The 21,191-nt window shown below is 69.4% G+C and carries 17 protein-coding genes, 3 tRNA genes and 1 riboswitch; of the genes, 12 read left to right on the forward strand and 8 right to left on the reverse strand.

Going from position 1 to position 21,191, the window contains the following annotated elements:
• Positions 1-17: 17 nt before the first annotated feature.
• Complete coding sequence (locus A5728_RS07500; RefSeq protein WP_197493123.1) at positions 18-1,478, reverse strand: NCS2 family permease; 1,461 nt, start codon at positions 1,476-1,478, stop codon at positions 18-20.
• Between the two features lie 249 nt (positions 1,479-1,727).
• On the opposite strand from A5728_RS07500, the gene A5728_RS07505 reads away from it, so the two are divergent.
• Together A5728_RS07505 and A5728_RS07510 are read left to right on the forward strand one after the other, a co-directional pair.
• Entirely contained in the window at positions 1,728-3,143 is a 1,416-nt protein-coding gene (locus A5728_RS07505) for an FAD-dependent oxidoreductase (RefSeq protein WP_098053573.1), read from the forward strand.
• 159 nt (positions 3,144-3,302) lie between these two features.
• Positions 3,303-4,397, forward strand: a complete 1,095-nt coding sequence (locus A5728_RS07510; RefSeq protein ID WP_064846455.1) for an LLM class flavin-dependent oxidoreductase — start codon at positions 3,303-3,305, stop codon at positions 4,395-4,397.
• A gap of 38 nt (positions 4,398-4,435) precedes the next feature.
• Here A5728_RS07510 and A5728_RS07515 read toward each other — a convergent pair whose 3' ends face one another.
• The gene (locus A5728_RS07515; RefSeq protein WP_231885557.1) at positions 4,436-5,797 is read right to left on the reverse strand and encodes a D-arabinono-1,4-lactone oxidase; all 1,362 of its coding nucleotides are present in this window, start codon (positions 5,795-5,797) and stop codon (positions 4,436-4,438) included.
• A 161-nt stretch (positions 5,798-5,958) separates the two neighbouring features.
• Here A5728_RS07515 and A5728_RS07520 point away from each other — a divergent pair, with 161 nt between their 5' ends.
• The 5 genes from A5728_RS07520 (at position 5,959) to A5728_RS07540 (ending at position 8,347) form a co-directional block, all read left to right on the forward strand.
• The gene (locus A5728_RS07520) at positions 5,959-6,906 is read left to right on the forward strand and encodes a universal stress protein (protein ID WP_064846457.1); all 948 of its coding nucleotides are present in this window, start codon (positions 5,959-5,961) and stop codon (positions 6,904-6,906) included.
• A 214-nt stretch (positions 6,907-7,120) separates the two neighbouring features.
• A tRNA-Glu gene (locus tag A5728_RS07525) sits at positions 7,121-7,193 on the forward strand.
• 89 nt (positions 7,194-7,282) lie between these two features.
• Positions 7,283-7,356: transfer RNA gene (locus A5728_RS07530), tRNA-Asp, on the forward strand.
• A 76-nt stretch (positions 7,357-7,432) separates the two neighbouring features.
• Positions 7,433-7,505, forward strand: a tRNA-Phe gene (locus A5728_RS07535).
• Between the two features lie 386 nt (positions 7,506-7,891).
• Positions 7,892-8,347: a hypothetical protein gene (locus tag A5728_RS07540; protein WP_082943317.1), complete on the forward strand. Its 456-nt coding sequence runs from the start codon at positions 7,892-7,894 to the stop codon at positions 8,345-8,347.
• Between the two features lie 81 nt (positions 8,348-8,428).
• Here the strand turns inward: A5728_RS07540 and A5728_RS07545 are convergent, their stop codons facing one another.
• The 3 genes from A5728_RS07545 to A5728_RS07555 all read right to left on the reverse strand — a co-directional run bounded on the left by A5728_RS07545 (position 8,429) and on the right by A5728_RS07555 (position 12,139).
• The gene (locus tag A5728_RS07545; protein WP_369795621.1) at positions 8,429-10,231 is read right to left on the reverse strand and encodes a glycoside hydrolase family 13 protein; all 1,803 of its coding nucleotides are present in this window, start codon (positions 10,229-10,231) and stop codon (positions 8,429-8,431) included.
• A gap of 183 nt (positions 10,232-10,414) precedes the next feature.
• Complete coding sequence (locus A5728_RS07550) at positions 10,415-11,329, reverse strand: hypothetical protein (protein ID WP_064846459.1); 915 nt, start codon at positions 11,327-11,329, stop codon at positions 10,415-10,417.
• Positions 11,330-11,332: 3 nt separating this feature from the next.
• Entirely contained in the window at positions 11,333-12,139 is an 807-nt protein-coding gene (locus A5728_RS07555; protein WP_064846570.1) for an exodeoxyribonuclease III, read from the reverse strand.
• Positions 12,140-12,554: 415 nt separating this feature from the next.
• On the opposite strand from A5728_RS07555, the gene A5728_RS07560 reads away from it, so the two are divergent.
• Positions 12,555-13,814 carry a phosphatidylserine/phosphatidylglycerophosphate/cardiolipin synthase family protein gene (locus A5728_RS07560; RefSeq protein WP_064846460.1) on the forward strand — a complete coding sequence of 420 codons (1,260 nt, stop codon included), beginning with the start codon at positions 12,555-12,557 and terminating at the stop codon, positions 13,812-13,814.
• A 108-nt stretch (positions 13,815-13,922) separates the two neighbouring features.
• Here A5728_RS07560 and A5728_RS07565 read toward each other — a convergent pair whose 3' ends face one another.
• The 3 genes from A5728_RS07565 to nadE all read right to left on the reverse strand — a co-directional run bounded on the left by A5728_RS07565 (position 13,923) and on the right by nadE (position 17,200).
• Positions 13,923-15,299 (reverse strand): LLM class flavin-dependent oxidoreductase, encoded by a 1,377-nt coding sequence (locus A5728_RS07565; RefSeq protein ID WP_231885558.1) that lies wholly within the window; start codon positions 15,297-15,299, stop codon positions 13,923-13,925.
• A gap of 1 nt (position 15,300) precedes the next feature.
• The gene (locus tag A5728_RS07570; RefSeq protein WP_064846461.1) at positions 15,301-16,065 is read right to left on the reverse strand and encodes a 3-oxoacyl-ACP reductase; all 765 of its coding nucleotides are present in this window, start codon (positions 16,063-16,065) and stop codon (positions 15,301-15,303) included.
• Positions 16,066-16,110: 45 nt separating this feature from the next.
• Positions 16,111-16,242: riboswitch (TPP riboswitch) on the reverse strand.
• Positions 16,243-16,372: 130 nt separating this feature from the next.
• Entirely contained in the window at positions 16,373-17,200 is an 828-nt protein-coding gene (gene nadE, locus A5728_RS07575) for an ammonia-dependent NAD(+) synthetase (RefSeq protein ID WP_064846462.1), read from the reverse strand.
• A gap of 148 nt (positions 17,201-17,348) precedes the next feature.
• Here nadE and A5728_RS07580 point away from each other — a divergent pair, with 148 nt between their 5' ends.
• The 4 genes from A5728_RS07580 (at position 17,349) to A5728_RS07595 (ending at position 21,181) form a co-directional block, all read left to right on the forward strand.
• The gene (locus tag A5728_RS07580) at positions 17,349-18,131 is read left to right on the forward strand and encodes an enoyl-CoA hydratase (protein ID WP_064846463.1); all 783 of its coding nucleotides are present in this window, start codon (positions 17,349-17,351) and stop codon (positions 18,129-18,131) included.
• A gap of 124 nt (positions 18,132-18,255) precedes the next feature.
• On the forward strand, positions 18,256-18,657 hold the full coding sequence (locus tag A5728_RS07585) for a molybdopterin-binding protein (RefSeq protein ID WP_064846464.1): 402 nt from the start codon (positions 18,256-18,258) through the stop codon (positions 18,655-18,657).
• Between the two features lie 20 nt (positions 18,658-18,677).
• Positions 18,678-19,448, forward strand: a complete 771-nt coding sequence (modA, locus tag A5728_RS07590) for a molybdate ABC transporter substrate-binding protein (RefSeq protein WP_231885559.1) — start codon at positions 18,678-18,680, stop codon at positions 19,446-19,448.
• Entirely contained in the window at positions 19,445-21,181 is a 1,737-nt protein-coding gene (locus A5728_RS07595; protein WP_064846466.1) for an ABC transporter permease, read from the forward strand. The genes modA and A5728_RS07595 overlap by 4 nt, the downstream gene beginning before the upstream one ends.
• Positions 21,182-21,191 lie beyond the last annotated feature (10 nt).

The raw sequence follows: 21,191 nt of genomic DNA on the forward strand, positions 1-21,191 counted from the left end.
TCGTCAGGGAACGGGCGTCAGGCCGCCCAGCCCTCAATGACGCCCACGCCGAAGAACATCACGAAGGCCAGCGCCACCACATACATCAGCGGGTGGATGTCCTTTGCGCGGCCCTGGACGAGACGGATGAAGACATAGGAGACGAAGCCCGCACCGATGCCGTCCGCGATGGAGTAGGTGAACGGCATGACGGCGAAGGTGAGGAAAGAGGGCACGGCCACGCCCCAGTCTTGCCAGTCGATGTCGACGACGTTGCGGGCCATCAGGAAGCCCACGACGACCATGGCGGGGGCCACCGCCTCGAACGGGACCAGGCTGACCAGCGGCGTCAGGAACATCGCAGCCAGGAACAATGCGCCCGTGACGACGTTCGCGAGACCCGTGCGGGCGCCGTCGGCGATCCCCGTGGAGGACTCCACGAAGATCTGGTTGGAGGACGCGGACCCGGCGCCGCCGGCAACGGCACCCAGCGCGTCCACGAGCAGCACACGGTCTACGTGCTCGATCTGGCCGTCCTCGGCCACAAGACCGGCCTGCTGGGAGAGCCCGACCATCGTGCCCATCGCGTCGAAGAACACGGACAGCAGGATGGTGAAGATCAGCAGCAGGCAGGAGATCGCCCCGAGCTGCTGGAACGCCTCCAGGGGCGCCGCCGAGCCGATCAGGGAGAGGTCCGGGAGGCCGAAGAACCCGTCCGGAGTGGCGGGCACCACGAGCGACCAGCCGTGCGCGTTCTCGGTGGAGGATCCCGAGGGTGCCACCGCCTCCAGCACGTGCGCCAGAACGGTGGTGAGCACCACCGAGATCAGGATTCCGCCCTTCACATTGCGCACCATCAGCGCCACGGTCAGCAGCAGCCCCACCACGAAGGTCAGAGTGGGCCACCCGAAGAGCTGGCCCCCGCTGCCCAGCTGCACGGGCACGGTGGTCCCGGCGGCGTCCGGCATGCGGCGCACGAACCCGGCGTTGACGAAGCCGATCAGGGCGATGAACAGTCCGATGCCCACCACGATGGCCGTCTTCAGCGACGCCGGCACCGCGTTGAACACGGCGGTGCGGAAGCCGGTGAGCACCAGCACCACCATGATCACGCCGGCCCAGATCACCAGGCCCATCACCTCGGGCCACGTGAGCCCTGGGTTGGTGGCGATGGTGACGGCGAGGAACGCGTTGACGCCCAGCCCCGCGGCCATGCCGAACGGGGACCGGGCCCACACGCCCATGACGATGGTCATCACGCCGGCCACCAGGGCCGTCACGGCGGCCACCCGCGCGCCACCCAGGGTGTTGCCCGCCGCGTCCTGGCCGTAGCCGAGTACCAGCGGGTTGAGCACCACGATGTAGCTCATGGCGATGAACGTGGCCACGCCACCGCGGACCTCCCGGCCCACAGTGGAACCGCGCCGGGTGATGGAGAAGAAGCGGTCCAGCCTGCCTCGGGGCTCGCTGCGCTGAGCGGGCGGGGTGGATGACGACATAGGGATCCTCACGGGTGGGCGCGTTCGGGCGCCGAACGGGACGGGTGGGGGATGTTTGTGTAGAAATACTACGACGCCGCCGCCCGCGTACCGTGCTGCCCCGCCGGTTCCGCAGGGCGGGGCGCGCATGTGGTGCGGGCGGCCACGCGAGCTCCTCCGCGTGGTTAGGCAAGACTGACCCGCGTTCACTACCGTTGATCCAAGTCCCTGCAAGCACGTGAGACACGCGTGCGCGTCGAAAGGAATTCCGTGACAACTTCCAACACCCAACGTCCGCTGCGCGTGGCCGTGATCGGCGCAGGCCCGGCCGGCATCTACGCCGCGGACATGCTCACCAAGACCGAGGCGGTCCGTGAGGGTGAGCTCGAGGTCAGCGTGGATCTGTTCGACCGTTACCCCACCCCGTTCGGGCTCATCCGCTACGGCGTGGCCCCGGACCACCCCCGGATCAAGGGCATCATCACGGCGCTGCGTTCCATCCTGGACCGCGGTGACATCCGGTTCTTCGGCAACGTGGAGTACGGCAAGGACATCACCCTCGGGGAGTTCCTGACCCACTACGACGCCGTGATCTTCGCCACGGGTGCGGTCAACGACGCGCCGCTGCAGATCCCCGGCGCGGACCTGGACGGCTCCTACGGCGCCGCCCGTTTCGTGGCGTGGTACGACGGCCACCCCGACTACCCGCGCACGTGGCCGCTCGAGGCCAAGGAGATCGCGGTGATCGGCAACGGCAACGTGGCCCTGGACGTGGCTCGCGTGCTGTCCAAGCACGCCGAGGACATGCTCGTGACCGAGATCCCGGGCAATGTGTACCAGGGGCTGCGCAAGTCCCCGGTCACGGACGTGCACATCTTCGGCCGCCGCGGTCCGGCCCAGATCAAGTTCACGCCGCTCGAACTGCGTGAGCTCGCTAAGTCCCGTGACGTGGACATCGTGGTCTACGACGACGACTTCCAGTTCGACGAGGCCTCCGAGAAGGCCATGGCCGAGAACAACCAGATCAAGGTCATGATGAAGACGCTGCAGAAGTGGCGCGAGGATGATTCCCCCAAGACGGCGTCCCGCCGCCTGCACCTGCACTTCCTGCAGACCCCGGACGAGATCCTCGGGGACGAGAACGGCAAGGTCCGCGCCATCCGCATGGAACGTACCCGGCTCAACGGGGACGCCTCCGTGACCGGCACGGGCGAGTACACCGAGTTCCCCGTGCAGGCCGTCTACCACGCGATCGGGTACCTGGGCTCGCCCCTGCCCGAGCTGCCGTTCGATCCCGAACGCGGTGTGATCCTCAACGAGGAGGGCCGCGTGATCGAGGCAGACGGTTCCCCGGTTCCCGGCGTGTACGCCACGGGCTGGATCAAGCGCGGCCCCGTGGGTCTGATCGGGGCCACCAAGTCGGACGCCCTCGAGACCGTGAACCACATCATGGAGGACCGCGCGTCCCTCGCGGATCCGGATCACCCGCAGCTCGAGGCCGTGGTGGAACTGCTCGAGGACAAGGGCGTGCAGTACACCACGTGGGATGGCTGGCTTGTGCTGGACGAGTACGAACAGAGCCTGGGGCAGTCCTCCCATGACGCCGAAGGCAACCCCCGCGAGCGCGTCAAGGTCGTGGAGCGGGACGAGATGGTGGCGGTCTCCCGCGGAGCTGTCCAGCAGTAGCGCCCATCGGGTCGTCCTCCCCTGCACGCCCTTGGGTCGACGCCTGCCCAGGCGCGGGGTGGGATCGGTTGTGTGTCCTTGAGTGACGTGACGCGTGAGCCTCAGCTCCGTCAGTCGTAGCGTGGCCTGGACCGGACAGTTACGACAGGAGTGTTTCCCATGGCCCCGATGTCCCTCCACTGGTTCCTCCCTACCGCGTCGGATTCCCGCGGCATCGTGGGCGGAGGGCACGGGGCGAGGATTCAGGCCACGGAGACCCTGCGTGGGCCGCGTCTGCCCTATCTGGTGCAGGTGGCGCAGGCGGCGGAATACAACGGTTTCGAATCCGTGCTCTCGCCCACGGGCTTGTGGTGCCAGGACGCTTGGTTGACCACGGCCGCCATCTCCCAGCACACGGAAAGACTCAAGTTCCTCGTGGCGTTGCGTCCCGGAGCCATGTCCCCCACCCTGGCGGCCCAGATGGCGGCCACGTACCAGGACCTCACGGGGGGACGGCTCAACGTCAACGTGGTGGCCGGCGGGGAGTCCACCGAGCAGCGCGCCTTCGGGGACTTCTTGGACAAAGACGGTCGCTACGCTCGGACCGGAGAGTTCCTGGACATCGTGTCCCGTCTGTGGGATCACGAGCCACCCTTCGACTACCGAGGTGAGCACCTCGCCGTGGAGCAGGCCAGGCTGGACTTCCCGCCTGCGCCCCGTCCGCAGGTGTACTTCGGGGGTTCCTCCGCAGCTGCGGCCACCGTGGCTGCGGAACACGCGGATGTCTTCCTCACGTGGGGCGAACCACCGCAACAGGCAAAGGAGAAGATCGACCGGATCCGTGAACTCGCCAGGGCACGCGGACGCGACGTGCGCTTTGGCATCCGTCTGCACACCATTTCGCGGGAGACGTCGGCTCAGGCATGGGCGGTGGCCGAGGGCATGCTCGCGGGCGTGGACGAACGGATGATCCAGGAGCAGCAGGAAGCGCTGCGCCGTTCCGAGTCCGAGGGGCAGCGCCGGATGCTGGATCTGCACGGTGGTTCCGCGACCAAGTTGCAGGTCCACCCCGGCCTGTGGGCAGGAGTGGGCCTACTGCGTGGTGGAGCGGGGACGGCCATGGTGGGGTCCCACCGGGAGGTGGCCGACCTCATGGCGGAGTATGTTGCCGCGGGCATCGACGAGTTCGTGCTCTCCGGATACCCGTGCCTCGAGGAGGCCTACTGGTTCGGCGAGGGCGTCCGTCCGCTCCTCGAAGCCGACGGTCTGCTCTAAGCGGTGAAGGCTCCGCGCAGGGGCGGAACGAGCGGGCATTAGAGTCCCAGCAGCCTCCGGAGGTGGGGGTTGAGCAGGGTGCCCTGGGGGTCCATGGCGGCGCGCAGAGTGAGGAACTCGTCCCACTGTGTGTAGAGGGGCGCGAGTTCCTCGGCGGTGCGGGTGTGCAGTGTGCCCCAGTGGGGGCGGCCGCCGTGGTCCACAAGGATCTGCTCGGCGGCGGTGAGGAAGGTCTGGCTGGGTCGCCGGCCGTACTGGCGCAGGTTGATCCACCCCGTGTATCGGCCTCCCGCGGGGGAGAGGTGCCCCTGGTCCGGCGGGGAGCAGCGCACGGTCATGGGGAACGCGAGGTCGTACACGTGCGCGTCCACCAGGGTGCGCAGTTCGCGCACCGCGGAGGCGGTGGCCTCCAGCGGTAGGGCGTACTCGGCGGCCACGTAGCGCACCGGGCGGGCCACCGTGAACACGCGGTAGGACACGTCCGTGTAGCGCCGGGAGCTCTCCGCGAGGGACTCGATCCGGTTGAGCCGGCTCACCGCACGCGGGATCAGGTTCCCTACGCGGCCCAGCCCGGCGGTCAGGGAGGTGCGCAGGACGGCGTCGTCCGTGCGTCGCAGCGCCCGGGAGATGAGCGAGGCGGGGCGCGTGTAGGTGTCCGGGAGGCGGTGCAACCGGCTCAGGATACGGGTGTGGGCTACGGTGGTGCCCGGCATCCACGAGAACTCGAAGTGGTCCGCGGCGGACATCCGCTCCTGCATGGTGTCCAGCAGGGATCCGATCGGCTCGCGGAACTCGGCGCAGTGCAGCCGGAACGCGTTGACGCATTGGAACGTCACGGAGACCACCACGCCCAGCACGCCCAGGTTCACCCGGGCGGCGTCGAGCAGCTCGGGGCGGTGGGTCTCGGAGCAGGAGATCAGCTCGCCCCCCGGGGTTGCGAGGCTCAGCCCGACCACCTGCCCGCCCAGCGATGGCTGGCCCAGCCCCGTGCCGTGGGTGCCCGTGGCCAGTGCTCCGCCCACGCTCATGTGCGTGGAGTCGGGCAGGTTGGCCAGCGCCAGCCCGTGCTGCTCCAGGGCCAGGTTCAGCTCCTGCAGCGTGGTCCCGGCAAACACCGTGACCCGCTGGTGGTCCTCGTCCACGGACACCAGACCCTTGAGCGCCGAGGTGTCCAGCAGCACGCCCCCGGTGGGGACCAGAGGGGAGCAGCTGTGCCCGGACCCGGCCGGGCGCACCGCCACGCCCTGCGAGGCGGCCTCCTGGAGAACCTGCAGCACCTGGTCTGAGTCCGTGGGGCGCACGGTCACGGCCGGCTTGAAGGTAAGGTTGCCGCCCCACGACCGCCACGTGCCGCCCCTGACCTGCGCCGCCATGGTGGGGTGCTCGGCTCTTGCGCTCATGGCTCGCCTCCGTTCCGGGGGCTCGGCCCCTCGATGTCGTCCTCCGGGACGCGCTGCGTGGAGCACGCCCCGGGGCTCGTCCATCATCTCACCGCCTCCGCGGTGTGGGGGAGCACACGACTAGGCTGGCACCAGGACATCCTGCCCAGGGAGGGAGCACCATGAACGCACGTGAGGCCGAGATCGTCGTGGGCGTGGACGGCTCCGAGCAGAGCATGGGCGCCCTGCACTGGGCCGCTCGTGAGGCCCGGCGGCGCGGCGCGCCCCTCCACATGGTCACTGCCTACTCCGTGCCCATGTTCGGCGGGTCCACGTTCGACGTGGGGTACGCGGCGTTCGACGACACCGCCATGAACCGTGCCGTGGAGGACCTCGCGGGCGAGGCACGACGCCGCGTGGCCGAATTGGACGTGGACGTCCGGTCCACCGTCCAGGCCGGGGACCCTTCCGACGTGTTGCTCGAACTGAGCGAGGACGCACAGTTGCTGGTCCTGGGTTCCCGCGGTCGGGGCGGGTTGATCGGCCGCCTGCTGGGTTCGGTGTCCACCGCGGTGCCCGCCCACGCGCACTGCCCCGTGGGCATCATCCCCCTTCAGTGGGGCAGGGAGTACCAACTGCACGAGAACGTGAGCCGCCGTCAGGCGTTCGTGGACGGTGTGACCGTGGGCTCGGATGGTTCCCAACAGGCGAGTTCCGCGATGCTGTGGGCCGCGGAGGAGGCCGAACAGCTCGGTGTGCCGCTGACCGTGGTGTGCGCCGCGCCGTCGGACTCCGGATCCTCCGCGTGGCTGCCCTCGCCCGTGGACTTCGACAACCTGCGCGGGGAGATCCAGGCCGCGATCGACGCCGGCGTGCGGTGGCTGCGCGGGCACTTCCCGAACCTGGACATCACCGGCGAGCTCGTGGACGGATCCCCCATCCACGTCCTCGTGGAACGTTCGGCCCAGAACCAACTGGTGGTCACGGGGACCCGCGGTCGCGGCGGATTCGCTGGCATGCTGTTGGGCTCCACGTCCCAAGGGGTGCTGCACAACAGTGCCGGGCCGGCCATGATTGTGCCGTGCATCCGGGACCCGCGACTCTCGGACAGACCGGACGTCGCGATCTGAATCGAGGCGGCGCCGCTGCTCGGTGCCGACGCCTGGTGTCGAACACGATGTGCCCCATCGGGGTGCCGCCCCCGGGGTGCCATCCCCGCCGTTCCGCGGCGTGCGCGGGCCCGGCGGGGCACCGCGCGGGTTTGTGCAACCGAGCCGTTTGCCTCTAAGCTACTCACGGTCCATCGTCCGATATTGCCGCTGGTGATGCTCGGACGGCGTTCTGGCCCCCATCGTCTAGCGGCCTAGGACACCGCCCTTTCACGGCGGCGGCACGGGTTCGAATCCCGTTGGGGGTACGTTTTCCCGTGCGAGGTACCGCGGGGTGAGCGATTTGCACAGTGAGTCGTTCGTCCTGGTAGGATATTTACTCGTTGGAAACAATCAAGGCCCTGTAGCGCAGTTGGTTAGCGCGCCGCCCTGTCACGGCGGAGGTCGCGGGTTCAAGTCCCGTCAGGGTCGCTCAGGCGGCGATGAAAAGGAAACTTTTCGCGCCGTTGCGGCATATCACCGGAGGTTGCCTCCCGGGAACGTGCCTGGCTCTGTAGCTCAGTTGGTAGAGCGTACGACTGAAAATCGTAAGGTCACCGGATCGACGCCGGTCGGAGCCACTGAACCCCCGCGTGGCTTCTACACGCGGGGGTTTCTTCACGTCTGCCCGCTTCTCGGAGCGGCCCGACGTTCGCCGGGCGGGTCCCTCGAAGTAGCTCGGCATGGGCCGGGCAGTATCTTCGACCAGCACTGCTGCGGGTTGGTCGCGTGGTGGTGGCGTGCACCCGACCTCCAGGGTGCGCCGAGGTTGGGACCCTAGCGTGGAGTGGGCCGTTCGCGGACGCTGCGGAGGGACTGCGCGGTTCTGCTGCGTCGGTCCAGCAGCCCTGGGTCAGCGAGCGCAGCGGGTTCCGACGGCGCGGACGGCCGTAAGAGGCGTCGTCGTCGCAGCGGGACCCGACGCCGGATCGGACGGACCCGGGTGGCCGGATCGGAAGGATCAGCTGTGAATCACCAAGTGCGCGCACTGCTGGCGGGGGCCGGTCTCATCGTGCTCCTCACGGCGTGTGGCGCGCGGCAGGGCCAGACCACCACGATCGAACTCTCACCCATCACGCCGTCCGCGAGCGCCGCGCCCCGCGCGCCGTCCGCGAGCCCCGCGGACACCCAGACGTGCTTCGACGTGGCCGAGGTCTACAGCGGGCTGGAGCTGCTGCCCCTCACCGATCGCAGCGAGGACGAGGACGCGAACGAGGACACCCTGGAACAGGCCCTTGAGTCCGTCAGCCGACTCCGTGGGAAGCTCCCCGCCGAGGTGCGTCCGGCGTTCGACGACGTCCGGGACATCCTCGACGACGCCGACGCCACCCTCCAGCCCTCGGAGGCCGTGCGGATCCACCGGGCGTTGGAGCCGGCCGAGTCGTGGTTGCGGGCTAATTGCGCGAGCACACCGCGCCACTGATCCCGAGGTCCGTGCCGAGATCCGTTTTGCCATTCGCCCCGGGCTTTGCCCTTTGGACGGGGGTCAGCCTCGGCGCGGGGATCACGTCAGGCGCAGCCAGACCGCGCTGTCCACGCTCAACCGGTCGTTGACCACGGCGTTCTGGCCACTTGCCAGAAGCAGCTCACCGCGAGAGAGCTCGTCGAAACCGATCTCGCTCTCCCCGAGGTTCGCGGCCACCAGCACGGTCTCGCCGGTCCCGCACGACATGGTGTAGGCGAGGACGTCCTGGTCACCCTCGCTCAGAGAATGCCACGCGAACTCGGCCGTGCCCAGTTCCAGGTCGTGCCGGAGTTCCAGAGCCCGGCGGTACAGGTTGAGCGTGGACTGCGGGTCACCCAGTTGGTGGTCCACCGTGATCCCAGCGAAGGACTCGGGCTGCGGCAACCACGGATCCGGACCGAAACCCAGCCCGTCACCCACGGGAGCCCACGGCAGGGGGACGCGAGCGCCGTCGCGCCCCAGCTCCGAACCCGCGGTGCGATGGAAGGTGGGGTCCTGCCGCGCGGCATCCGGCAACTCGGTGTGCTCCGGCAGACCGAGCTCGTCGCCCTGGTAGATGTACGCGGAACCCGGGAGGGAGAGCTCCACGAGGGCGGCGGCGCGCGCCCGGCGCAGCCCCTGACCGGCGTGCGGTTGCTCGTCCTGCGCGCCGATCCCGTTGGGGTAGGCCGTGCGGGAGCTCAACCCGTAGCGCGAGGCGTGGCGGACCGTGTCGTGATTGGAGAGCACCCACGTGGACGGCGCGCCCACGGCCGCATTGGCGCGCAGGGAGATCTCGATGGTGTCCCGCATGCGGTCGCGATGCCACCCGGCCACCAGGAAGTCGAAGTTGAAGGCCTGCTGCGCCTCGTCCGGGCGCACATAGCGAGCCAGGCGCTCGGCGGGACCCACCCATGCCTCCACCACGAGCATGCGATCACCGGGGTACTCCTGAAGCACCGTGTGCCAGTCCCGGTAGATCTCGTGCACCCCGTCCTGGTCGAAGTAGGGGCCGGTGTCCATGGTCTTGCTGGGGCCGTCGGGCTCGTCCTGGGCGCCCTGGGCATCCGTGCCCTCGACCATGTGGACCTGCTCGTCCCAGTCCGGCAGGCCCGGGGCCTTGATCATGCCGTGGGCCACGTCCACCCGGAAACCGTCCGCCCCGCGGTCCAGCCAGAACCGCAGGATCGCCCGGAACTCCTCCCACACCTCCGGGTTCTCCCAGTTGAGGTCTGGTTGGGAAGAATCGAACAGGTGAAGATACCACTGCCCGTCCGGCACCCGGGTCCACGCCCGGCCCCCGAACAAGGACTTCCAATTGTTGGGCGGCTCCTCGCCGTTCTCGCCCCTGCCCTCGCGGAACATGTAGCGGTCCCGCTCCGGGGAGCCCGGCTCGGAGGTCAGGGCGGCCCGGAACCACTCGTGGTCCTCGGACGTGTGATTGGGTACCAGGTCCACGATGATCTTCAGGCCCAACCGGTGCGCTTCCTCCCGCAGCCGGTCGAAGTCCTCGAGTGAACCGAAGCGCGGATCCACGGTGCGGTAGTCCGCGACGTCGTACCCGGCGTCGTGTTGCGGGGAGAGGTAGAACGGGGAGAGCCACACCGCGTCCACGCCCAGGTGCTTGAGGTATGGCAGCTTCTGGGTGACCCCGCCCAGGTCCCCCATGCCGTCCCCGTTGGAGTCCTTGAAGGAGCGGGGATACACCTGGTAGATGACGGCGTCGCGCCACCATTCGGTGCCGGTCGCGGTACGGGCACTGGTGTCGCTGGCGCTGGCAGTGGAGACCGAGGCGGTCTGGTCGGACCGGGCGGAGGGGGCCGTGGTGCGGTGGTCGGAGTGCGTTGAGGAGTCGGAAGTCACGGGATCCAGGCTACCCATCTCCCACGGGGGCCTCGTAGCCACCGCGCCCCCCATCGCCGAACGTCCCCCCGCTTTTACTCAGCTAAAGCAGATTTTCGGACGCTGAGCTGCTTTAGCTGAGTAAAAGCGTAGGGATGGGTTGGCGCGGATGCGTCGGACGACGGCCCGCCGCCCCTCCCCGCCTCAGTTCGCCTGCTGCAAGTGGGCCAACGGGGCCCAGCGCATGAAGATCCGGCGCAGCGCCGCGGTGGCCGCCGCCAGATCCCCTTCGCGCAGCAGTTCCACGGCGTCCGCCATGTCCCGGGGGCTCTCGTCCGGCTGGAGCCGATCCGCGATGGACCCGTAGTCCAGGCTCACCACGGAGGCAGCGCTGAACGCGCCCAGCCACCGCCCCAGGCGGGTGAGGTCCTGCGCGAACGCCGCAGCCTGGCGCGCCTCGTCCGGGAGGTCGTGCTCGTCAGCGCCCCCCGAGGCTTGCTGAGCGGCGTCCTCCACGGTCTGGGCGGCCTGGATCACCCGGCGCGCGGCGGTGTCCGCGGGGGCGATGAGTCGGTGCACCTCGTGCCCGGAGTGGTAGGAGGTCACGTGGTCCTCTGGGGCGAAGGCCGCGAACCACGCGAGCGGGACCACGTACGCGGACTCACGGGTGTACACGGGGTCGAACGTCTCGCGGGACGTGGCCTTCGCAGCGTCGCTGACCTGCTTCTCCGGAACGAGTAGCGGCAGCAACTGGGCGCTGTCGTCGTTCTCCGCGGCCGTGAACAGGCGAAGGGATCGACGCAGCCGTTGCGTGGGGTGGAAGACCGGGAAGTCGCCGGTGGGTCCGGGCAGGCGTCGCGAACCGGCGGGTGCGGTGGAGAACGGCATGGTCCACAGCGGCTCGCGGGCGGGCGGGAGCAACGGCTGGGAGGTGTCGGACAGTCGGGCCAGTTGCTCCGAAAGTTCGTGCACGCCCGCGGTAAAGGGGTCCAGGGCGCGGGGGATGCCGGGTGCGTAGGCGGCGTCGAGATCCTGCTGGGGCACGTAGATCCGCAGCGCGAAGCGCATGGGCGGGCCCGTGATGCTGCGGTAGGCGCTGCCCACGTTGATCAGAGGCATGGCTCAGTCGATCTCGATGACGACCGGGGCGTGGTCGGACGCGCCCTTGCCCTTGCGCTCCTCGCGATCGATCCACGCGTCCTGCACACGGGCCGCGAGCGCGGGGGAGCACAGCTGGAAGTCGATGCGCATGCCTTCCTTCTTGGGGAAGCGCAGCTGCGTGTAGTCCCAGTACGTGTACACGCCCGGCCCGGGGTGGCGCTCGCGGACCACGTCCTGGAACCCGGCGTCCTCGATGAACGCGTTGAAGGCCGCGCGCTCGGGTTCGCTCACATGGGTGTACCCGCCATCGCGGAAGAGCTGGATGTCCCACACGTCCTCGTCACGCGGGGCCACGTTCCAGTCACCCACAAGTGCGATCTGGGCCTGCGGGTCCTCCTGCAGCCACTGTTCGGCGTGGCCCTCCAGGACGCGCAGCCACTCGAGCTTGTACGGCATGTGGGGGTCCTCCAGGCCGCGACCGTTGGGCACGTAGAGGGACCAGATCCGCACGCCGTCGCACGTGGCGGCGATCGCGCGCGCCTCCTGGGCGGGTTCCTGGCCGGGTTTGCCGAACGTGGGCTGACCGGGGAACGTGCGCTCCACGTCCTTGAGCCCCACGCGGGACGCGATGGCGACGCCGTTCCACTGATTCACGCCGAAATGCGCCACTTCGTAGCCCGCGAACTCGAACAGCTCCCATGGGAAGTTCTCGTCCTTGGCCTTGGTCTCCTGGATGGCCAGGACATCCACGTCCGAGCGGTCGAGCCACGCCTCGATGCGGTCGGCGCGGGCGCGGATGGAGTTCACGTTCCACGTGGCGATTCTCATGGGGTCCACCGTAGCGAGCCGCGGCCCACGCTGGGAAACCGCGGGCGGACGACGGACCGGGTTCTCGTACGAGGGACCGAGCGGATCGGTTCCGACGGTGTTGTCGCAGGCCTGCGGGGCAGCGGACTCCACGGCTTCGCCGGCCTGGTCCTGCGCCTCGTTCGCGTCCTGGCTGGCCTCGCTCGCGGTGACGTCCGGGGCCACGGATGCGGCGGCGCCCGGGTTCTGTGTGGCGGCGTCGCCCACGAGGTCGTCCTTCCACGAGGGCTTATGGGACGGGGTGGATTACCATTCGGCGGATTCCCGCCGCGTAACACCTCAGTGCCCCTGGTCGCGGGACGGGCGGTGTGAATTCCCAGGGCCGGTCCGGTCATGATCCGGGACGCGCCATGTGACGCCGCAGTAGTGTGAGGTCATGGACGCAAGGCGGGCGCTAGCCGAGATCAGAGAACGCCGTATCCTCCTGAAAGCGGCCGGTGCGGGTGCTGGTGCCCTGCTGGGGGCGCAGGCCGTGGTGATCGCCTCGCTCGCCGGGCTCGACTGGTGGAAGCATCACGGGCGTCAGCAGCGTGACGCCCCGCACCCCGGGACGTTCAACGCGCACGTGCAGGACTCGGACATCACCATCTACACGTCGGGTGAGGCGGTGTACCAGGACATGCTCGATGCCATCGACAACGCCCAGCACTCCATCCACATGGAGACGTTCATCTGGAAGAACGACGAGACGGGTCAGCGCTTCCTGGACGCGTTCAACCGGGCCGCGGATCGGGGCGTGGAGGTGTTCATCATCTACGACGGGTTCGCGAACCTCGTGATCCCGTCCTCCTTCTACGACTTCTCGGACCGGGTCCACGTGTACCGGATGCCGGTGGTGCGCCGCCCGTTCTGGAAGGGGCCCCTGCGGTTCTCGGGCTTCAACCATTCCAAGATCCTGGTGGTGGACGACAACATCGGTTTCGTGGGGGGCTACAACTTCGGTTCTCTCTATTCCCGGCAGTGGCGGGACACGCATATCCGGGAGATCGGGCCTGCGGTATGGGGGTTACGCAGCTCCATCGCGAGCGTGTGGAACGAGGACCGGGACCCGGAACACGCCATCGACTGGGTGGCGCCCAAGAATTGGGACCCGGAGGTGCGGGTCTCCGCGAACCTGCCCATCCAGCTCGTGTACCCCATCCGCGAGATGTACATGAACGCGATCAACAGGGCGCAGCACCACATCTGGGTGAACACGCCCTACTTCATCCCCGACCAGCAGATCCTGGACTGCCTCCTGGACGCGGCAGCTCGCGGGGTGGATGTGCGGATCATGGTCCCCAAGGACTCCAACCACATCCTGGCGGACTGGGTGTCCCGCGGGTTCTACGGCCAGTTGTTGGAGGGTGGGGTCACCATCTTGCTGTACGCCGCCTGCATGATCCACGCCAAGACCGCCACGATCGACGGCGAGTGGTCCACCGTGGGCACCGCCAACATCGACCGGCTCTCCCTCTCGTTCAACTACGAGACCAACGTGGAGATCGTGGACTCGGATTTCGCGGCCGAGATGGAGAAGGTCTTCCTCGCCGACAGCGAGCACTGTGAGGAGCTGTCCTCGCCCCAATGGCGCGATCGCCACCCCATGGCCCGGGTCGCCGAGACGATCCTGGTACCGCTGCGCCCGTTCCTCTGACCGGACCCTCCCGATCGGCGACCACGCCGCTGACGCCACCGACGATGCCGCCCCGCCCACCGTGCGGGGCGGCGTCGTCGTCCTGTGGCGGGGTTGCGCAGCGGGGCCTCAACCCCGCGTGAGGTGACCCCTCAGCGTGGTGGCGGTGTACGCGGTGCGGAACAGGCCGCGGCGCTGGAGTTCGGGGACCACGAGGTCCACGAAGTCGTCCAGGGAGTCCGGCTGGACGGGCGGCATGAGGTTGAAGCCGTCCGCGCCGGCGTTGTCGAACCATTCCTGCATGCGATCCGCGATGGACTCCGGGGTGCCCACCATCGTGCAGTGACCCCCGCCGGCGGCGAGGCGGCCGAGCAATTGGCGGACCGTGGGGCGCTCGGCCTCGATGATCCGCAGGATGGTGCCGTAGCGGCCCTGCGGACCGGTGAACTCCTCCAGGGGCGGCAGCGTGGGCACGGGCGCATCTAGGTCCCACTGCGCGCAGTCCTGCTCCACGAACGTGGAGAGCTGTGCGAGCGACTGCTCCACAGGGAGCAAACGGTCCACGCGGGCCTGCTTCTCGAGGGCCTCTTCGTGCGTGCGGCCCACGTACGTGACCAGACCGGGCATCACGATCACGGAACCGGGATCACGCCCGGCGCGGGCCACTTCGGCCTTCACCGCCGCGTAGTACTCCTGCGCGGCGGGCAGGTCGTAGGCCACGGCGTAGATCCCCTCTGCAAAGTCGGCCGCGAGTGCCTTGCCGGGCCCGGAGGCACCCGCTTGGAAGAGGACCGGTTCCCCCTGCGGGGAGCGCGGGACCGTGAGGGGTCCATCCACCAGGAAGTGGCGGCCCTCGTGGTGCAGGCGGTGCAGCTTGGAGGGCTCAGCCCACCGGCCCTCCGGGTCTGCGGTGACGGCGTCCTCGTCCCAGCTGGCCCACAGGGCGCGGGCCACCTCCACGAACTCGCGGGCGCGCTCGTAGCGCTCATCCTTGGTCGGCATGGCCCGGTAGCCGTGGTTGCGGGCCTCGGAGTCCCACATGGAGGTCACCACGTTCCACCCCGCTCGCCCGCCCGAGATGTGGTCCAAGGACGCGAGCATCCTGGCCGCGTGGAACGGGGTGAAGAACGTGGTGGACACCGTGCACACCAGGCCGACGCGCTCGGTGGCCCGCGCCATCGCGGACAGCGCTGTCAGGGGTTCCAGGCTCCAGCGGGGCCCGCCGGAGACGTCACCCACGCTGTGCCCGTCCGCGAAGAACACCGCGTCGAACAGACCGCGTTCGGCAGTCCGGGCGAGCTCCTCGTAGTAGGCGATGTCCGTGAGGCGGTGCACCGGGGAGCCCGGTGCGCGCCACGCGGCCTGGTGGTGGCCGGCCCCGTAGAGGAAGGCGTTGAGGTGCAGCGTCCGGGCGGGTGTCCCGGGCGGCTGGTTCACCTGGGTGGGACGGGTGGACGCCGCAGGGGCGGCGGACGGGGTCCGCGCGGTGTCGTGCGGGGCGGCCATGTCAGTCCATCACCAGTCCACCGTCGACCACGAGGTTCTGCCCGGTGACGCCGCGGGACCAGTCGGAGGCGAAGAAGAGGGCGGTGTCCGCGAACTCCTCCGGGGTGGTGACCCGACCCAAGGGCGTACCGGCGGCAATGGCGTCGAAGACTTCGGCCGGGGTAGCGGCACTCGCGTCCGTGGTGCGTAGCAGGCCACCGGAGATCATGTTCACGGTGATGCCCAGGGCCCCCAGGTCCTTGGCCGCCGTGCGGGTGAGGGAGAGAAGGGCGGCCTTGGCTGCGGTGTAGTCGTGGTAGGGGACCACGGGGTTCTGGAAGAGATTGGTGCCGATGTTGATGATGCGCCCGTGTCCGGACCGGCGCATCCCCGGGACGACCGCCTGGATCACGTTGAGTCCGCCCACGACCGCGCCGGTAAACTGCTGGGAAAGATCCTCGGCGGCGAGGTTTTCGAGCGAGGGGCGGGCGTCCCCGTTGAAGCTGAAGTCCACCAGCGCGTTGTTCACGGCCACCGTGATGGGCGCACCGAAATGGTCCTGGGCGAGTGCCACCATCTGCTGCACCTGCCCGGCATCGGTCACGTCCGCCCGAACGGCAATGACCTTGTCCTCACCGAGTTCGCGCACCAGTGAGCGGGCCCGCTCCTCGCTGGAGTGGTAGTTCACGACCACCCGGGCGCCTTCGCGGGCGAAGGCTCGGCTGAGGTGTTCACCCAGACCCCGGGCTCCCCCGGTGATCAGGACGATGGTGGTGTCGATCCGCATGCTCACTCCTGTGGCTCACGGCGAAGAACGCGGTGCGCCACCCGTGCGGTGCCACCGTGACATCCCTTCGCCAGTACTAACTGGACAGGTTCGACGGGTGTCATCTCAGCCATTGCATCCAGGGCTCCCCGGCCCGGTGGGTCGTGGGAACGTGCAGCGGCACCCCGTGTCACTGGGCCCAGTCTAAGCACAGGGGGGCCGGACCGGGGTCGCGCACGGCGCAGGCCGTCGGAGGGCATGGCCAATGCGGTTGTCCAGCGCAGTCAGGCCAGGGTCGTCCCCTTGGACATCGCGCGGACGGGGAGGATCAGCCCTCCCGCCACCACTCGTCCGCCGGGGTCACCGGGACCGTGCGCTTGTGGCGGGTGCGCAGGAACGTGCTTTCGATCTTGCGGGCCACCTCCTCGGGGACGTCCTTGCCCTCGAGGAAGTCGTCGATGTCGTCGTAGCGCAGGCCCAGCTCGTCCTCGTCCGTGCGCCCGGGGTTCTCGTCCAGGAGGTCCGCGGTGGGGACCTTGCCCACGAGTTGCTCGGAGGCCCCCAGGTACGCGAGCACCTGGCGGTTCTGCCGTTTGTTCAGCCCGCCCAGGGGCAGGACGTCCGCGCCGCCGTCGCCGAACTTGGTGAAGAACCCGGTGACCGATTCCGCCGCGTGATCCGTGCCGATCACCAGCAGGTTGTGGTCCCCGCCCACCGCGTACTGCGCCGTCATACGCACGCGGGCCTTGGTGTTACCGCGGGTGAAATCGGTGAGCTGCTCACCGGTCGCGGCACCGTAGGCGGACTCGAAACCGCGGACGGCCGGCGCGACGTCGTACGTGATGACCCGGTCCGGCTGAATGAATTCGAGCGCCGCCTGGGCGTCGGCCTCGTCGTGCTGGATCCCGTGAGGCAGCCGCATGGCCACGAACTCCGCCTCGATCTCGTCCTCGCGCAGTTTCTCGACCGCGAGCTGAGCCAGGCGCCCGGCCAAGGTGGAGTCCAAGCCGCCGCTGATCCCCAGGACGAATCCCGCGGTGTGCGTGGCCTTGAGGTAGTCGCTCAGGAAGTCGACGCGGCGTTGGGCCTCCCGCTCCGGATCGATCTGCGGAGAGACGCCGAGCTCGGCAACGATCTGTGCTTGCAATTCACGCATGCGTCCATGCTAGTGGCCGGTTCCCGCGGGGACAGGGGCCTACCGCCAGCCCGTCCCGTGGCCCGGAGGACGGAGGCCGGCGCTGGGCCCCGGTGCTGGACCCCCACGCTCGGACACGCCCCCGAGGGACCTATGAGATGCTGATCACATGAACGAGAACTCCTACGAGACCATTGAAATCCGCCGCGAGGGACGCGTGGGTGTCATCACCCTGAACCGTCCCAAGGCACTGAACGCGCTGAACGAACAGACCATGCGGGACGTGGTGGCCGCCGCGACCGAGCTGGACCGTGACTCGGGGATCGGCGCGCTGATCCTCGCAGGGTCGGAGAAGGCCTTCGCGGCCGGTGCTGACATCAAGGAGATGTCCGGCAAGTCCGCGTCCGATATGTACCACGAGGACTTCTTCGCGGGGTGGGACGCTTTCGCCCGGCTGCGCACCCCCAAGATCGCCGCGGTGGCCGGTTACGCGCTCGGCGGTGGGTGCGAGCTCGCGATGATGTGCGATCTGATCCTCGCCGCGGACACTGCAGTGTTCGGTCAGCCCGAGATCGCCCTGGGTGTGATCCCCGGGATGGGCGGCACCCAGCGCCTCACCCGCGCCGTGGGCAAGGCCAAGGCCATGGACATGATCCTCACCGGACGGCAGATGCGCGCCGAGGAAGCCGAGCGTTCCGGTTTGGTCTCCCGCGTGGTCGCAGCGGACGAGCTCATGGACACCGCCCTGGAGGTCGCCGGAAAGATCGCGGAGATGTCCAAGCCCGCGGCCCAGCACGCGGTCGAGACCGTCAATGCCGCGTACGAGTCCGGGTTGTGGGCCGGCGTCCAGCACGAGCGGCGGGTCTTCCACGGGCTGTTCTCCACCGCGGACCAGAAGGAGGGCATGTCCGCGTTCGCGGAGAAGCGTAAGGCGCGGTTCTCCCACGAATGAGCCCTGTAGGGGACGACGACGCCGCGCGGCCCGGGCCGCGCGGCGTCGTCGCGTGTCAGGTCAACACTACGCAAGTGCGGTTCAAACACGGCCGTGGTTCCGCGGATGCGGATAAACTCCTCCCATGACCCACCTCCGTATCTCCCAGGCCGCGACCTTCGTGGGCGTCAGCGACGACACCGTCCGGCGGTGGATCGAGCAGGGCACGCTCACCGGGCACAAGGATTCCGCGGGGTACGCCGTGGTGGACGGCGCCGAACTCGCGGCATACGCGCGCGACAACGCCGTGAGCCCTCAGGATCCCGCCGGGGTGAACAGTTCGGCGCGCAACCGCCTCGTGGGACTCGTGACCGCGGTGACCTCCGATCCCGTGATGTCCCAGGTGGAGCTGCAGTGCGGCCCGCACCGGATCGTCTCGCTCATGAGCACGGAAGCGGTGCGTGACCTGGGGCTGGAACCGGGGTCCGTGGCCACGGCCGTGGTGAAGTCCACCGCGGTCATCGTCGAGACCGAGGGGCGCAAGTGATGGGGCGCGCGGCGACACGCATGCGCGCCCTGGCTTGCGCGGTGAGCGCGGTGGCGCTCTCCGGGTGCGCGGGAGCGTCGGACGGGGGAGGGAACGCGGCGTCGTCGTCCGATCAGGAGACGACCCTGCGGGTGTCCGCGGCGGCCTCGCTGACCCATTCCTTCGACGAGCTCGCGCGCACGTTCGAGGCGGCGCACCCGGGGGTGAAGGTCAGCATGAACTACGGAGGCTCGTCCGGGCTCGTGCAACAGCTGACCGAGGGCGCCCCCGCGGACGTCTTCGCCTCCGCTGACCAGAAGAACATGAAGAAGCTCACGGACGCGGGCCTGGCCGCGGGGGAGCCGAGCGTGTTCGCGACCAATGTGCTCACCCTCGCGGTACCCAAGGACAACCCCGCGGACATCACCTCCTTCCGGGACGTGGTGGACCGGGACGTCAAGCTGGTCACGTGCGCCCCGGAGGTACCGTGCGGTGCGGCCACGCAGGAGATCGAGAAGGCCAACGGTGTCGCGCTTCACCCCGTGAGCCAGGAGAACGCGGTCACGGACGTGCTCGGCAAGGTGACCTCCGGGCAGGCGGACGCGGGGATCGTGTACGTCACGGATGCCAAGTCCGCGAAGGACAGGGTCACGACCGTCGAGATCCCGCGCACGGATCAGGCGGTCAACAACTACCCCGTGGTCGCCCTCAAGGATTCCGCGGAGCCGGAGCTCGCCCGGCAGTTCGTGGACCTCGTCCAGGGTGACGAGGGCCGGAAGGTCCTGGGGGACGCGGGCTTCGGCGCACCGTGACGCGCGGGTTCGTCACGACCCCCCGGTGGGTCCTGGTCCCGGCGGTGGCGGGGGCGCTGGTCATCCTGTTGCCCTTGCTCGGCATGGTGCTGCGCATCGATTGGGTGCACCTGGGGGAGTTGCTCACGAGCGAGTCCTCGCTCGCCGCGCTGTGGTTGAGCCTTCGCACCGCGGTCGCGTCCACGGCGCTGTGCCTGGTGCTGGGGTGCCCGCTCGCCCTGGTCCTGGCCCGTTCCACCGTGCGCGGCCTCACGCTCCTGCGCTCGCTGGTGCTGCTGCCGCTCGTGCTGCCACCCGTGGTGGGCGGTATCGCGCTGCTGTACACCTTCGGACGCATGGGTTTCCTGGGCGGCCCCCTGTCCTCGGCGGGCGTGGACATCGCGTTCACCACCGCGGCCGTCGTGCTCGCCCAGACGTTCGTAGCCCTGCCGTTCCTGGTGGTCTCCCTGGAGGGCACGCTGCGCACCGCGGGCGTTCGCTACGAACGGGTCGCGGCGGGCCTTGGTGCATCCCCCACGCGCACCCTGTTCCGGGTCACGCTGCCCCTGGTGCTGCCCGCGGTGCTCTCCGGGACCGCGCTGTCCTTCGCGCGCTGCCTCGGCGAGTTCGGCGCCACCCTCACATTCGCGGGCAGCCTGCAGGGCGTGACCCGCACGCTCCCGCTCGAGATCTACCTGCAGCGCGAGACCGATCCCGACGCCGCCGTGGCCCTCTCCCTGCTGCTCGTGCTCGTTGCTCTGCTCGTCGTGGGGGTCAGCGCTCCCTCCCGACGACGCTGCGGCGCCGGCTTCCGCGCCAACCTCACCCGGTGGTTCGCGCCGGGTCCGCAGTGGGGTCCCGATCCGGAGGGATCACAGCCCCGGTCCGGCGGCTCGACGCAGTCCTCGAAGGACAGCCGCACTGCCCATGCGGTCGGTGACCGACCCGCGGCCGGGTCTGGGACGGCGGACGCCGGGGCCGGGCGGAATGGCGCCGTGGTCAGGACCGCAGCCGCATCCGCGGTTGCACCCGGGGGCGCGTCGGGCCTAGGGGGGAGCACGCCCCGCGCAGCGGGGGAGGCGCCCGGACTGATGGTCCGTGTTGAACACGACCGCCGCCGTGTGGCCGCCGAGTTCACGGTGGAACCGGGAACCACCGCGGCCCTGATCGGGCCCAATGGCGCGGGGAAGTCCACCGTGTTCGACGTGTTCGCGGGCCTGCTGGCCCCCGACCACGGTGAGATCCGGGTGGGGGACGAATCCGTGCTGCGCGCCGGTGGGACGGCCCAGGACATGTGGGTCCCGGCGCATCGCAGGGGTGTGGCCCTGATGGCCCAGGAACCGTTGCTGTTCCCCCATCTCAACGTGCTCGACAACGTGGCCTTCGGCCCCCGGGCGAGTGGCGCGGGGAAGGCGATGGCGCGGCGTCGTGCCATGGCGTGGCTGCGCGAGGTGGACGCGCGGGCGTTCGCCCAGCGCATGCCGGACGAGCTGTCCGGCGGGCAGGCCCAGCGCGTGGCGATCGCGCGGGTGCTGGCCGCCGAGCCGCGCGTGATCCTGCTGGACGAGCCCCTGAGCGCCCTGGACGTGACCGCGCGGCCTCGGATGAGGAAGGTGCTCCAGCGGGTGCTCGCCGGGCGCACCGCAATGATCGTGACGCACGACCCGCAGGACGTGGCCGAACTCGCGGACCATGTGGTGCGGCTGGAGCGGGCCGGCAACCGGGATCCGGCACCGCGCACGACCGCCGACTGAGCGCGGCGCG

The organism is Kocuria sp. ICS0012 (assembly GCF_001665945.1).
Taxonomy (GTDB): Bacteria; Actinomycetota; Actinomycetes; order Actinomycetales; family Micrococcaceae; genus Kocuria; species Kocuria marina.